Source organism: Pantoea sp. XAF26B01_ASV70, assembly GCF_054512635.1.
In genome coordinates this window covers 4,117,629-4,132,817 of sequence record NZ_CM137251.1, presented here as the reverse complement: position 1 = coordinate 4,132,817, position 15,189 = coordinate 4,117,629, and the positions used below count along the sequence as shown (strand labels likewise).

Genomic DNA, 15,189 nt, shown 5'->3' with positions numbered 1-15,189 from the left:
TTTCATGAAAAGGATTTGTTTATCGCTCTGGCATCCGCGAGTGCGTCTGCTCACCATGGTGGCAGGCGCGCTGCTCTGCTCTGCTTTCCCGGTGATGGCAGCTCCGCCAGCCGATAACCTCCGTGAAGAAGGCCAGGCGATTGATGCCCGCGAGCAACTGCGTCAGCAGACGCGCGAGCGCGTGCTGCAACAGCAGAATGCGCCGCAGGCGAATGAACATCTTCCCCGTCCTGATAGTCGTCTGCCCGGTTATCCTGCCGGTGAGCAACCCTGCTTTACCATCAATCAGATCGCCCTGACTGGCGACGAAGCCAGCCGTTTTCAGTGGGCGCTCGACGCCGCCGCGGACGCCACCGGCCGCTGCCTGGGCGGACAGGGCATCGTGCTGGTCATTAACAAAGTGCAGAATGCAATTCTCGCCAAAGGCTATGTCACCACCCGCGTCATGGCACAGGAGCAGGATCTGACCAAAGGCGTGTTAACGCTGACGTTACAGACGGGCCGTATCAGCAGGATCCGTTTTGATGAACCGGTTTCCTGGCGTGGACGGCTGTGGAATGCGATTCCGGCGTCATCGAGCGAGATATTAAATCTGCGGGATATTGAGCAGGGGCTGGAAAACTTCAAGCGGGTGCCCAGCGCCAGTGCCGACATTAAAATCGTGCCGGGCGAGCAGGAAGCCACCAGCGATCTGCAGGTCAACTGGCGCGAAGGCAGACCGGTGCGGCTCAGTCTGGGACTGGATGACAGCGGCTCCAGAAGTACCGGGCGCTATCTCGGTTCCGCCACCCTCGCAGTGGATGCGCCCTTTGCGCAGAACGATCTGTTTTACGCCAATATTGGCAAAAATCTGTTTGAGCATGGGCCGTTCGGTAACCGCTCGCACACCCTCAATTACTTTTTCCCGATAGGCTACTGGGCCGTTTCCGCCAACTACAACGACTACACCTATCACCAGAACATCCCCAATGCCAATGAGGTGCTGCGCTACAGCGGCAAGAGCGATAATTTCCAGCTCACGGTCTCCCGTTTGCTCTACCGCGATCAGTCGAATAAAACCACGCTTAATCTGCGTGGCTACCGCAAACACTCCACCAACGCCGTCAACGATATCGACATTGAGCAGCAAAAGCGGCGCACCGCGGGCTGGGAACTGGGCCTGAATCAGCATAGTTATCTGGGCAGCAGCACGCTGGACGCCAGTATCGCCTGGCGGCGCGGTACTGGTGCGTTTAATGCGCTTCCTGCACCAGAAGAGTCGCGTCATCAGGGCAGCGCGCGTACCGGCATATTGCTGGGCGACCTCGGCATCAACCATCCTTTCGCTGTGGGCGAGCAGCCCTGGCGGGTCTACAGCAGTGTGCGGGGCCAATGGAGTCCGAATGCCCTGACGCCACAGGAGCGCATGGCGATTGCCGGCCGTTATACGGTACGCGGCTTCGACGGTGAACAGATGTTGTCGGGGGAAAAAGGACTGCTGTGGCGCAACGAAATTGGCTGGAATCTTTTCTCGCGCGGACATGAGCTCTATCTGGCTGCCGATTATGGCCGGGTAAGCGGACCTGCGACTCGCGACCTGGTCGGACATCAACTGGCAGGCAGTGCAATAGGCGTACGCGGCGCGCTCTGGGGGCGCTTCAGCTACGACCTGTTTGCGGGCATTCCGCTCTATAAACCCGCGGGATTTCATACATCAGGCGCGACGGCGGGTTTCAGCATTAACCTGGAAATCTGACCACCAAAGCGGGCGATCCCGCTATCTGAACTGAGTGACTTTCACATGGATGTGACCCATGAATAAACATTGCTATCGCATTATCTTCAGCCGCACCCATGGGGAACTCCGGGTGGTGTCAGAACTTGCCCGCAGTTGCAGCACGGAGCCCGGTCAGAGCCGTGGCAACGGCACGCCGCGTCTCTGGGTCACTTTACGCCGCGCGGCGTGGCTGCTGGGAATGGCCCTGTTTGCCGGGCCTGCAATGGCGAACGGCATTGTGGCGGATAGCAATGCTACGCCAGGACAGCGGCCGGACGTCATCGCCACCCAGAATGGGCTTCCGCAGGTTAATATCACCGCCCCCAATCAGGCGGGTATCTCGCATAACCAGTATCAGCAATTCGATGTCGCGCAGAACGGCGCCATCCTGAATAACTCCGCAGTGATGACCTCAACACAACTGGCCGGAATGATTCAGGGCAACCCGAATCTCAACCCAGACACCCCAGCGGCGCGGGTGATCATCAACGAAGTAAACAGCAATAATCCCAGCCAGCTGCGCGGTTATATGGAAGTGGCGGGCGGACGGGCGCAGGTGATCGTTGCCAACCCGGCCGGGATTGTCTGTAACGGATGCGGCACCATCAACGCCGGACGGATGACGCTGACCACCGGCAAACCACAGCTCAACGCTGACGGCAGTCTGGCGGGTTATCAGGTCGAACGCGGCGTGGTGCGCATTGAAGGCGGCGGACTCAACGGCGATCCCCGTCATGATACTGAGTATGTTGACATACTGGCCCGCGCGGTGGAGAACAATGCGGGCGTCTGGGCCAAAAAAGAGCTGGCGGTGGTGGCCGGTCGCAATCGCGTAAGCGCAGACGCACAGACGGTCACACCGCTGGCTGATGACGGCAGCGCCAGACCTGAACTGGCGATCGACATGGGGCAGATGGGCGGCATGTACAGCGGCCAGATCCGCATGATAGGCACTGAAGCGGGCGTCGGCGTGCGAAATCAGAACGCTCAGGTGCAGGCGGGCAAAACGCTGGTGGTGAGCAGCGAAGGTAAGCTTGTCTGGCAGTCGGCGGCGCAGGATGGCGTGACGCAGGCCGGAGGCGACATCAGTCTTGCGGCCAGAGAGGATATCGATTATCAGGGCAAGCTCCACAGTGGCGGTCAGCTGACGGTCCGGAGCCGCGAAGGCGGAATCACTCAGTCCGGCACCCTGGCGGCGGCAGGTGATGTGCGGCTGACGGCGGCCCGCAGCATCCAGAGCAGCGGACACCTGCTGGCAGGCAGCGATGCCAGCAGCCAGGTTGTGCAGGAAGCTAATCTGCAACTGGAGAGCCAGGATACCATTCGGGCCAGCGGCAGCCTGCTGAGCAAAAAAGAGGTCAGCGCGCGCGGACGCCGGGTCGATCTCAGTGGCGCTCAGGTCACCGCCAGCCGCGCAATGCTGACGGCTCAGGAGGGTGGTGTTGCCGTGCGGCAGGCGGTGATCAACGGTGATGAGCTGGTGATTAATACGGCAGGTGACATCGAGGCGCAGCAGGCGCAGATTAGCGCCGGGCGCTGGCAGATTGATGGACGCAGCCTGTTCAGCCAGCAGGCCGGATGGTCGCAGACCGGAAGTGGCGAAAGCCGCTTCACGTTGAGTGGTGGGCTGGATAACAGCGACGGAGCGATTGAGAGCCGGCAACTCAGCTTCCGGGCCGCCTCGCTCAATAACCAGCGTGGACGCATGGTCGCACTCGACAACGCCGCCCAAAAATGGCGGATTGACGGTCTGCTCGACAATACCGCGGGTGAGCTGGGTAACAACGGCGATCTGACGCTTGAGACAGGCAGCCTGACTAACCAGGGTGGCACCGTCAAAACCCAGGCATTGCTGGCTATCAATGCCCGCACGGCTGTAAACAACAGTCAGGGTAAGCTGCTGGCCGGTGATGCGCTGACGCTCAGCGCGGGCGGTGATCTCGATAATCACGCTGGCACCCTGAACGGCGGTCAGCTGTCGCTGACCGCGCAGCATCTGAATAATGTGCAGGGCGAGATCGTCAGCCAGCGCGATCTCGATCTGACGACACTACAGGGCCTGGATAACAGCGATGGCTGGATCGAAGCGGGTCATCATCTCTCACTCAACAGCGGCGGACTCTGGCAGAACCGCGACGGAACGGCACAGGGCGGTGAGCGAGTCACGGCGACGACAGATCAGCTCAATAACGTCAGCGGCCGGCTGCAGTCTGGCGGTGATCTGGACCTGACCAGCCGTGGCGATATCCTCAACCAGAGCGGCAAACTCACGGCGAAAAATGCCCTCGCGGTCCATGGCACCGCAGCGACGCTATTTGATAACGATGGCGGATCGCTGCAAAGCGGCGGCGATCTGCTGCTGCAGGGCGGCGCACTGAACAATCGCCAGTCAGGGCAGATTCTCAGCCAGCAGGCACTGACGCTGAATCTGGCGGGCGACTGGGACAATCAGGGTGGCACCCTGACCGGTAATGGCCGCACGCAGGCCAGCGCCGCAACTCTGTTGAATGCTCAGGGCGCGATCAATGCGCTGGATACGCTGGATATGCAGGTTGCTGGTCGTCTGGATAACAGCAATGGCCGCATCTTCAGCCGGTTAAGCCAGACGCTTCAGGCGCAGGAGATGGGCAATGCGCAGGGCTGGATGGGCAGCCAGGGAAGCTGGACTGCCACGACTGCCGGTTTCGATAACACGGCGGGCAGCGTACAAAGTCAGCAGCAGGCTGAACTCTCGGCGAACTGGCTTAGTAACGCCAGCGGCGTGTTGCAATCGGCTGCTGGCATGGCGTTACGCATTGCGCGGGATATCAACAACCTGGCCGGTAAAGTCTCTGCTCAGCAGCAGCTTACCGTTCAGGGTCAGACCGAAGGCAGCCGCACCGGTAACATTAACAATGCGGATGGCCAGTGGCTGGCTGGTGAGGGGCTGACTATTACCGCTGCGCGACTCGATAACACCCAGGGCGGTCTGCTCTACAGTCAGCGGCAGTTGAAGCTGAATCTGGCCGGGGATGTGCATAACCAGGCCGGTAAGATCCAGAGCGGCGAAGCGTTCCAGCTGGATGCGCAGACGCTGAACAACACAGGCGGCAATATCGACAGCCAGCAACAGCTGACACTTCAGCTGTCAGGGCAGTTTGATAACAAGGGCGGCGCGGTACGCAGTAATGGCGGGCAGCAGATCAATGCCGCAGCGATCAACAACCGTCAGGGCGTGTTCAGCAGCCGTGAAGCGATTAATCTGACCACCGGGCAGCTGGAGAATGCCAGCGGCACACTGATTAGCCAGGGCGTGGGAAGTTATCACGTCGGCACGCTCAACAACCAGCAGGGCAAAGTCCACAGCGGCGCGGCGCTGACCCTTGAAGCCGCACAACTGAACAATCAGGGCGGCCAGCTTGTCGCCACCCAGGATCTAGTGCTGAACGCCACGGCGATCGATAACAGTACCCAGGGTGTGATCAGCAGTCAGGCGGGGCTCTCACTGCAGGCCGATCGCCTTATCAACCGCGACGGCGGTCTGTTACTCGGCACCACCTACAGCGACATTACTGCACGTGATATCGATAACAGCGCCGGACGGCTGCAGAGCGCCGGAACGCTCATGCTGCGCGGTGTTGCACAGCTGGACAACCGGCAGGGAAGGGTGCTGGCGAATGGCGATCTCATTCTCAACGGTGATCTCTCACCGACTGATTCACCGCTGGTGCTGCTCAATCAGAGCGGACGGCTGGAGAGTGCTGGCGCATTAAACATCCATGCACACTCTTTCGATAATCAGGGCGGCACGCTGCTGGGCCTGCAAGCTCTGACGCTGACCGCGCAACAGGACTACACCCGCCAGGCGAGCGAAACCATCAGCAGTAACGGCACGGTGACTGTCTCTCTGAGCGGGGCGTTTACTAACCTGGTGGACTGGCTGCTGCCGGGTAATCTGGTGCTGAATGCGGCAGGCATAACCAACCCGGCGATGCTGGTGGGCAAAACAGTTCAGCTCACGACCGGTGCGCTGCTGAACAGCGGGCATCTTGAAGCCGACGACCTGACGCTGAGTGTCGACTCGCTGGATAACCGTGCCGCGTTGATGGGTGATGAAGTCACCGTGCGTGGTCGGGTAATCGACAACCATGGACAGCCTGCGGTTATCGCGGCAACTCAAAACCTGACCCTGCAGGCCCGCGAGCGGCTGAGCAACACAGATGGCGCGCTGCTCTATAGCGGCAATCGCCTGTCATTGCATAGCGATGACCTGATCGAGAACCGGGCGAGCTTTGTTGAAGCGGATGGTGATATGACGCTGGAGGCGCGGCGGCTCGACAACTTGCGCGAAGGGCTGGTGATAGAGCGTGAGGCTGAGACCAGCGACTACAAGTGGCATCGTTATAACTACTACTGGCGATCTTATGGCTCAGCAGTGAGCACCGATCTCAGCACCATGGCGTCAACGACCCAGCAACTGACTTTCCAGGATGAGTCAGCGGCGCAGAGCAATCCTTACGGCACCCTGCTGGCAATTGACGCTGCGGGCAAACGCGCCCAGGTTCGTGTCATGAACAATCAGGGCGTATTGACCGATCTTTGGGTTAACTATCTGGCGCTGAACCCCAGCGCCGATGGCACGTATGCCATGACGTTCTATGAAACCCGCGGATTCCGGCAAAATAACGTACCGACTCCCTATCAAAATACGGTGTGGCGTGAACATGATCGTGGACGTCTGGAGCAATGGGATCCCGAAAAACATATCGACATCGACAATGCGCCGTTCGTTACTGATTACAACAATTTCCGTGAACGAACTGCAGCTGGCACCATAACGCGTGATCGGCTGGTCAGCGAAGGCATGGGTGCCCGTATTCTGGCGGACGGCAACATGATCCTACGCATCACCGGAGCGTTACTCAACGATGCCAGCGTGATCACGGCTAACGGCAATCTGACACTGGATGGCGGTGGCAGCATTGATAACCGGGGTTACTCGGTCAATGAGCGACGCCAGGAAGTGATTGTCGATCATATGGATAAAGATACCCACCACTGGTATCCAACCTTCAATTCCGATGAGACCACCGCCCTGGCAACCGTTGACGGCATCATTACCGGCAACGGCAACGTCAGCATTAACGGGACCAGCATCAGCAATACCACCGTTAATCAGGCGCAGATAAGCCAGCTTGAAGCGGCGCTGCAGGCAGTGGACGCTGAGCGCGCTGAGTATGAACGTAACCCACTGGCATTTGCCGTGGACGGGGTCGCCCGCCATGACGGCGACACAGAACTTACGACGGGTAATAACACAACGGGTCGCCCACTGTTACCGGCTGAACTGGCCCTGACGGCGCTACAACAGCTGGAGAAAGTCGCCACAACCATCCCCAATAATGGTCTGTTCAGCCAGCATACCGCGGCGGGCAGCCCGTATCTGATCGTGACTGACGAGCGTTTTACCAGCAAGAGCAAATTTATCAGCAGCGACTATCTGCTTGAACGGGTGGGTTACGACCCGTCACAGGTGCATAAACGCCTGGGCGACGGTTTTTATGAGCAGCGTCTGGTTCGCGAGCAGGTCCTGAAACTGACCGGCAGGCCTTCCGTTAACGGCTGGGATGCGATGGCGCAGTATCAGGAGCTAATGAACAACGGCTCTAAAGTGGCGCAGGATTTCCATCTGGTGCCGGGCGTGGCGTTGACGCCGCAGCAGATTGCGGCGCTGCAACAGGATATCGTCTGGCTGGTCAGCGAAACGGTTGATACGGCAGACGGCCCTCAGACGGTGTGGGTGCCGAAAGTTTATCTGGCACAGACCACGCTGCGCCTGACTGGCGCGGGCGCGGTGATTGGCGGCGGTAATCTGCAGCTCTCGGCAGACAGCGTGACTAATGCCGGTAACCTCTTTGCGGACCAGGCGCTCTCCATCGACAGCGGGCAGTTTCAGCACCTGGGTGGCGATATCAAGGCGGGCAGCATTGATGTGAAGGCGGAGACGCTGACGATCAGCACCGATCTGCAGAATGCCCTGCGTCAGGCGACGATGAGTGCTGAGGATATCAGCCTCAGCGGCACCGATATCCGGCTGCAGGGCGCGAAACTCAATGCCACCAATAACCTCAGTCTGAGCGCGCACAACAACCTTGAGATCGGTGCCGCGAAAAGCAGTCACAGCGGCAGCCTGAACGTGATCTCCGGGGCGATGGGTAACCGCACCAGCAGCGGCATAGAAGAAGCGGGCAGGCGCATGGCGCAGGTCAGCGGCGAGTGGCAGCAGGCGCAGGGCAGCGAGCTTAACGCCGGTGGCAATCTTCTGCTCTCGGCCGGGCGTGACCTGACGCTGACCGGTAGCCAGGCCAGCGCCTCCGGCTCTGCCCGGGTTCAGGCTGGCGGCGACATTCACATCGGCGCTGAAACCACCACCAATGCCACCCATCTTGAGGCTGGCAGCCGGACTTCATCGGTCAGCAACAGCCGCACGGAAGATCGCCTGGTGCTCAGCACCCTGAGCGGTGACCAGGGCGTGACGCTGGTGGCGGGTAATAACCTGCTGGCCGAAGGCGCGCAGGTTGATAGTACCGAGGGCCGCATTGGCATCAGCGCGCAGAACGTTACCATCAAGGACGCGCATACCCGCACGCAGGACCTGGACAGCGAGAACAGGCGGCTGGGTAATACCCGCAGTCATCGTGACGAGGAGACGATTCGTGAGGGCAGCATGGGAAGCACCTTCGGCGGAGAGCAGGGCGTAATGGTCATCGGGCGTGAGGGTGACGTGACGGTCACCGGCAGCACGCTGCACAGCGGACAGGGTGCTGTTGCGCTGCAGGCGAAAAAGGATGTCATCCTCAGCCACACGACAGACAGCGAGCACCGCGTCTCAGAAGAAAAAAGTCGCGGCCGGAAAACCAAAGGTGAACGCTCAGAGGAAATGCTGAGTGAGAACGTGGTGGGGAGCACACTCAGTGGACGTGATGGCGTCACGGTGGTAGCGCAGGACGGCAGCATCACCGCCACGGCCAGCACTCTGCACAGTGAGCTGGGGGCCGTTGCACTGCAGGCGAAACAGGATGTGACCCTCAATACCGCCACCGAACGGGCGTTGGACTTTAGTGAAGAACGTTCTGAGAGAAAAGGCTTCCTGAAAAAGAGCAGCAGCCACACTATTACGCAGGACGGCAGCACGCGCGAGAACGGCAGCCTGCTGAGCGGCGAAAGTGTCACGGTCATTGCCGGGCGCGACCTGACGGTGACCGGCTCGGCGGTGGCCGCAGACCAGGACGTCAGTCTGCGGGCCGGACGCGACGTGGAGATCGGCGCGGCAACCGAGACCGGCAGCCACTACCAGCTGAAAGAAAAGAAAAAGAGCGGGCTGCTGGGCAGCGGTGGCATCGGTTTCACCATCGGCAAGCAGTCCACGCGGCACGAAATTGATGAAAAAGGCACCACCCAGAGCCAGAGCGTCAGCACCATCGGCAGCAGCCAGGGCAGCGTGGACATCACGGCGGGCAACCGGCTGCACGTCGGCGGCGCAGACCTGGTGGCGGGTAAAGACATGAACCTGACGGGCGACAGCGTAACTATCGACCCGGGCTTTGATTCACGCAGCCGTAAGGAAACCTTCGAGCAGAAACAGAGCGGTCTGAGCATCGCCCTGTCAGGCACGGCAGGCAGCGCGCTCAACACGGCGGTCAGCAGCGCGCAGCAGGCCAGGAAGTCGGGCGACGGGCGGGTCAGCGCGCTGCAGAACACCCAGGCGGCGCTGAACGGGGTGCAGGCGGCGCAGGCGGTTCAGATGGACGGGCTGAACACTGCCGCCGCGGACGCGCACAATACAGCCGGCGACCTGAAGCCCGGGCAGGACGGCTATCAGGCGGGATCGACCAACACCATCGGCGTCAGCGCCTCGTACGGCAGCCAGTCGTCGAAAAGCGAAGCGCGTACTGAAAGCAGTCAGTCGCAGGGCAGCACGCTGACGGCGGGCCGGAATCTGACCGTCACGGCAACCGGCAAAAACGGTACGGCGCAGAGCGGCGACATCAGCATCACCGGCAGCCAGCTGAAGGCGGGCGGCGACCTGAGCCTGGATGCGTCGCGGGACATTCTGCTGCAGTCGGCGCAGAACACGCAGAGCACCGACAGTAAGAACAGCAGCAAGGGCGGCAGCGCCGGGGTCGGTATCGGCGTCGGGTCAGGCGGCTACGGCATCAGCGTGTCGGCGAGCGTCAACGCGGCGAAGGGCAGCGAAAAAGGCAACGGGCTGACGCACAGCGAGACCACGCTGGACGCGGGCAACCGGCTCAGCCTGACCAGCGGGCGCGACATCACGCTCACGGGCGCGCAGGCAAACGGTGAGAGCGTGAAGGTGGACGCGGGCCGCAACCTGACGCTGACCTCAGAGCAGGACAGCGACCGCTACGACAGCAAGCAGCAGAGCGCCAGCGCGGGCGGCAGCTTTACCTTCGGCTCAATGACCGGGTCGGCGAACGTGAACGTGAGCCGGGATAAGATGCACAGCAACTGGCAGAGCGTGGCGGAGCAGACCGGGATTTTTGCGGGCAAGGGCGGCTTTGACGTCACGGTAGGTGAGCACACGCAGCTGAACGGGGCGGTCATCAGCTCGACGGCCTCCGCCGATAAGAACCGGCTCGACACCGGCACGCTGGGCTTCGGCGATATAGAGAACCATGCGGAATATGAGGTGGAGCATCAGAGTGCGGGCCTGAGCACGGGCGGCGGCATCGGCGGTCAGTTCGCCGGGAACATGGCGAACGGCATGCTGGCGGGGCTGAACGACAGCGGCAGCGCGGACTCCACCACGAAGGCGGCGGTGAGTGAGGGCACCATCGTTATCCGCGATAAGGAACAGCAGACGCAGGACGTGGCGGACCTCAGCCGCGACGTGGCGAACGCGAATCCGGGGCTGGACGTCATCTTTGACAAGGAGAAGGAGCAGAACCGGCTGAAGGCGGCGCAGCTGATAGGTGAAATCGGCAGCCAGGCGGGAGATATCGCGCGGACGCAGGGTCAGATAGCGGGCATGAAGGCGCAGCAGGACCCGGCGGCGCTTCAGGCGGCGAGGGAGCAGCTGGCGGCAAGCGGTAAGCCTTATACGGAAGCCGATATATCGCAGCGGGCGTATGACAACGCGATGAAGCCGTTCGGCACGGGTTCGTCGCTGCAGCAGGGCATCAGCGCGGTGACGGCGGCGGTGCAGGGCCTGTCGGGCGGGAACGTGGCGCAGGCGGTGAGCGGCGCGTCGGCACCGTACCTGGCGGAAAAGATACATGAACTGACCACGGACGCGAACGGTAAGGTAAATGTCCAGGCGAACCTGATGGCGCACGCGGTGCTGGGTGCGGTAACCTCGTATGCGTCGGGCAATGCGGCGCTGGCGGGTGCCTCGGGCGCGGTGATGGGCGAGTACATCGCGCAGCAGATGTATCCGGGGGTTAAACGTGAAGACCTGTCTGAGGAGCAGCGGCAGACGATAAGTGCGCTGGGGACGCTGGCGGCGGGTCTGGCGGGCGGCGTGGTTGGTGACAGCGCGGCGGATGCGGTGGCGGGGGCTCAGGCGGGTAAAAATGCGGTTGAGAATAATCATTTGCACACCGCAGAAGCCAGGGCGCTTGATAAAGAACTCTCGGACTGTAAAGCGTCGGGCGGTGACTGTCAGGCCGTAATTAACAAATATATTGATATCAGCAATAAAAACAGTAAAGAACTGGCGGAAGCCTGCACCGGAGGAGGTGTTGCCTGTGTAAGCTGGGAAGAACTGGTTCAGGCGGAAACTAACATTGCTCTGGATGCTGATAAACATCAGGTAAGGCTGGGTGATAAACTGAAAGATCCGGATGCAGCTGCGATAGTTAAATATCTTAACGGGTCTGATCTTAAATTCCTTAAGGATAATATCACGAAAAGTGATCGGTTTATGGATGTGGTAATGAACCCAACTTCCTGGCCGGTAGTGATAATGGGTGGGAAAGCAATTATGACTAATGCCATGAATAATACCAAAGAGCAGCTTATTGCGGTGGGTGTCGGTGCTGGATTGGGTGCAGGTATACAGTATGGAACGACAGGCGAAGTGAAATTATCAGATGTGATCGGGTCCGGGGTGATCGGCGCCATTACGGCAGGTAAAGGTTACAATCCGACAGTGACATGGAATGCGACAGGCGGTTATTACCAGGCTGAAATCAGCGGTGATGATCCGTTTATGGCTGCGCTGTTGAGTAAAGCAGGTGCTTCAACTGGTTATGCTATGGGTAATATTCTAAAAGTACCATTTGATAAAAAACTTAATCCTGTATCAAAACAGTATGAATGGGTGCCAACGGGCGTCTGGACGATAACCAAATCAGTGCCACAAAATCCATTACCATCAATAATCGGTAATGTTGGGGATACTGCTCTATCCGGAATGGTTCAAGATAAACTGAAAGATAGTGGAGGTAAGTAATGAAAAATAGCACAGGTTCATTACTTAATATTTTATATTTATGCTTTTCAATGAGTGTGATTATTTTTATTTTAACAATGTTTGGTCGTTTACTGGGAGCATGGTTGGCTTGGGATATGGACAATAAATTTCCATTTTCAGTGGTTGATTTATTTATTTGCCTCAAATTAACCTGGATGGGCCTTCCGGCAGGTTTTGTTTTTTGGTATTTTTATTATCGGTAACTTTTTGTTAATCCCAGCCAGGCAGCTGGGATTTTAATTTTATCAGTCAGTTACACTTCAGTCGCAAGCCGGATGATCTACTGTCACCGGCCCGGTGATCACTTCGATCTTCTATTTGGTCATAAATCCCCCCGCTTACCGCATATGCAATCGCATCACACCGGGCTCAGCGGTAATCTTCAGCTGTCTCGATTCAGTGATACCGAAGCCGGTCAGCCAGCCGCCGCCGATAATCAGCTTGTCACCGGTAAATCCGAGCGCGTCAAGCTGAGTGCCCGCGATGTTCAGCTCCGGGACTGGCCCTTGCATAAGGGTGATATTCATAAATCATCCTTCCTGACGGTCGCGATGCGGATAATCAGCTGGCCCTGTTCGGCGATGATGCTGACGGGCTGGCCTTTAATAAATCCCCACTGTTCCAGCCATCGTCCTTTGATGGTCAGTTGGGGTAATGGATTCGGTCTGCCACCGTTGGGGCGGTAACCAACGATGCTTTTCCGTGCTTGGGGTACAGCGGGTTCTGACGTAGAATCTGTTCCAGCCATAATTAACTCCTGCTCAGTTAGTTGTGGTCAGCGGCTGTTGCGGGTTGGCGCTCGCTTCAGCCGCGCTAAAAAATCTCTCGTTACGTTCTTCCTTTCCTATTTTCTCCTGTTCAAATATACACCGTCTGCTGTGTAAACTCGCTGAAAGCTAAGTAATAAACTGCGAGTCGTCTTTGAAAAATGGATTGTTTTTTCGGTCTGTCACCATTACCCCTGAAAGCGTTTACCCTGGCGCTATGTCCGTAATAAGTCTTCGGGAAGTAATGTTAAAAATAGCTGATTCTATTCAATGATTACCTTTGAGTGGGTTATTTATCAGAGCTTACCATTAGTGAAATTTCAGTGAGTAACTTATATTTAGCAACCTGAGTTGTCATATCACGGCGCATGATGCAGTAAGGTTAATGGGAACGATAATGGCTGGGTGTTTTTAGCAAAAATCCAATCAGTAATGTTAATTGAATGATGATCCTGCAGAACGATTAAATATTATTGTATAGCGTAAGCGTTTCAGGATGTTGTAGAATCACATGATTATTAAAAGGTTAATATAAATAAAAGACGATTGATTTAAGTGATTTTTGTATCAAATAAAAGATCTTATCAGGAAGCAGGAAGGGTGAAATGAATAAGGATGTGAGGATCACCGTATCAAAGGGACCATTCAAAAAAATACGCGAATGGAATCGAAGAAAAAACTACTATCTTAAAGAGGTGAAACTCGAGGCAAGAATCTCTATTGCAAAGCTTCTGTGGGATAAACGGAAAAAAGTCTCCTTTGAACCTGACTCCGTGAAAACTGTACTGCTTGTTCGCAATGAAGGAAAAGTGGGTGATATCATCGTTTCGATGCCACTCATCAGGTCACTTCATCAGGCTGGCTATGCAGTAGATTTGCTGGTAACTGAAGCCTGTTACGACATAATAAAATACAGCCCTTTTATCAGGCATATTTATAAGGCAGGAAATTGCAGTTATAACCATTACCTGAAGTCTTTTTATCATACCGTTTCACAAGCAACGATGAAAATGCTAAATAGAAATAAGTATGATCTGATTATCGATCCTTGCTTATCCGAAACGCCGGTGCATCGAATGAAGTTATTTCGGGATATCAATGCCAGATTCGTTATTGGCCTAAATAAGCAATCTGACATCAGCCATTACACAGTTTCGGTTCCCTATAAAAATGAAAAGCAGCATGTTACAGAGTTACTTTCTTTGATAAGTAAAAGCATTGGCGTTAAAGCGACAGGCAATTTCACTTACAGTCTTCATTTTCCTGATGTTGTGCTTGATGAGGTGAGGCACTTTCTTAGTCCCTGGAAAAGTAAGAAAAAAATTGTTATTAATGCTTTTGCTGGCACGCTGGAAAGGAACTTCTCACAACAGCAATTGCTGGAAATTATTAATATGATTAATAATAACAGCAGAGAGGTGAAAATCATCACCCTGGATCATCGTAATGAAATAGCGGTGCCGCTTCCTGGAAATGTTGTGAAAAATCCCTTTTATACTTTGCATCATGTGATGGCATTAATTAAAGAATCAGATATGGTGATAACGCCAGATACATCAATTGTACATATCTCTGCTGCGTGGAAAAAACCTCTTATCGCCGTTTACAAAAATGCGCCTAATAATAATATGTGGGCGCCAGGCTATGAAAACGCAAGCCACATCATTGTTCATGATGATAAAACATCCGATGCTCAGAATATCCCTGAGCGTATTTTTAAAGAGATAATCCGAAGGAATTTATTGGGCAAGCGTGAGATGAAATTTCAGGAATCCGTATCGGTGATCGAGTTGAAAGAACCTGTTCGTACGCACGGTTATCATGCTCCCGACTGCTGTATCGCCTCCTCTGATCAGCTCTGCTGCTGACCAGCAGATAAAGCGTCCTGCCGTGCCAGACACCATTGTCCTTCTTAAGTGGGCTGGCTTAGAAAGCTCTCACGCCGCAGCGGCACCCTATCCTGCAGAGCAGATACATACGCTGACTATCACGAAAGGGACTGACAGAAAAGATGTGGTGAAATACTGAAGCAAACCTGATTGTGCATGCGGTGGTGGGTATGCTCGTAGGTAAAAATTTGCCTGAAAACAATAACCTTTAATCCCAAAAAGCCAGGTAATAAACTGAGAGGCGCCTCTGAAAAACCCATTGTTTTTCCCGCAGGTTTTGTGTGGTTTTCTATTCCTGAATCC

The 15,189-nt window shown here is 56.5% G+C and carries 6 protein-coding genes; 4 read left to right on the top strand and 2 right to left on the bottom strand.

Annotated elements, in window-relative coordinates; translation table 11 throughout:
- Positions 1 to 4: 4 nt before the first annotated feature.
- From ACX8ZY_RS19410 to ACX8ZY_RS19400, 3 genes are read left to right on the top strand one after another with little or no spacing between them, the layout of a single operon-like run.
- Complete coding sequence (locus ACX8ZY_RS19410; RefSeq protein ID WP_421665160.1) at positions 5 to 1,735, top strand: ShlB/FhaC/HecB family hemolysin secretion/activation protein; 1,731 nt, start codon at positions 5 to 7, stop codon at positions 1,733 to 1,735.
- Positions 1,736 to 1,793: 58 nt separating this feature from the next.
- Positions 1,794 to 12,209: a hemagglutinin repeat-containing protein gene (locus tag ACX8ZY_RS19405; protein ID WP_158149694.1), complete on the top strand. Its 10,416-nt coding sequence runs from the start codon at positions 1,794 to 1,796 to the stop codon at positions 12,207 to 12,209.
- Complete coding sequence (locus ACX8ZY_RS19400) at positions 12,209 to 12,433, top strand: hypothetical protein (protein WP_133248907.1); 225 nt, start codon at positions 12,209 to 12,211, stop codon at positions 12,431 to 12,433. The genes ACX8ZY_RS19405 and ACX8ZY_RS19400 overlap by 1 nt, the downstream gene beginning before the upstream one ends.
- Before the next feature lie 135 nt (positions 12,434 to 12,568).
- On the opposite strand, the gene ACX8ZY_RS19395 is transcribed toward ACX8ZY_RS19400, so the two are convergent.
- A complete protein-coding gene (locus ACX8ZY_RS19395; protein ID WP_158132122.1) occupies positions 12,569 to 12,757 on the bottom strand; it encodes a hypothetical protein in 189 nt (62 codons plus the stop codon).
- A complete protein-coding gene (locus tag ACX8ZY_RS19390; protein WP_158132120.1) occupies positions 12,754 to 12,978 on the bottom strand; it encodes a SymE family type I addiction module toxin in 225 nt (74 codons plus the stop codon). Before ACX8ZY_RS19390 ends, ACX8ZY_RS19395 begins: the two co-directional genes overlap by 4 nt.
- Positions 12,979 to 13,602: 624 nt before the next feature.
- Between ACX8ZY_RS19390 and ACX8ZY_RS19385 the strand changes: the two genes are divergently transcribed.
- Positions 13,603 to 14,865, top strand: a complete 1,263-nt coding sequence (locus ACX8ZY_RS19385) for a glycosyltransferase family 9 protein (protein ID WP_158132118.1) — start codon at positions 13,603 to 13,605, stop codon at positions 14,863 to 14,865.
- The last annotated feature ends 324 nt before the right edge of the window (positions 14,866 to 15,189 follow it).

Excerpts from the sequence above, each read along its gene's own strand:
- ACX8ZY_RS19400 (WP_133248907.1), top strand. The coding sequence starts at position 12,209 with ATGAAAAATAGCACAGGTTCATTACTTAATATTTTATATTTATGCTTT.
- ACX8ZY_RS19410 (WP_421665160.1), top strand. The coding sequence starts at position 5 with ATGAAAAGGATTTGTTTATCGCTCTGGCATCCGCGAGTGCGTCTGCTC.
- ACX8ZY_RS19385 (WP_158132118.1), top strand. The coding sequence starts at position 13,603 with ATGAATAAGGATGTGAGGATCACCGTATCAAAGGGACCATTCAAAAAA.
- ACX8ZY_RS19395 (WP_158132122.1), bottom strand. The coding sequence starts at position 12,757 with ATGAATATCACCCTTATGCAAGGGCCAGTCCCGGAGCTGAACATCGCG.
- ACX8ZY_RS19390 (WP_158132120.1), bottom strand. The coding sequence starts at position 12,978 with ATGGCTGGAACAGATTCTACGTCAGAACCCGCTGTACCCCAAGCACGG.
- ACX8ZY_RS19405 (WP_158149694.1), top strand. The coding sequence starts at position 1,794 with ATGAATAAACATTGCTATCGCATTATCTTCAGCCGCACCCATGGGGAA.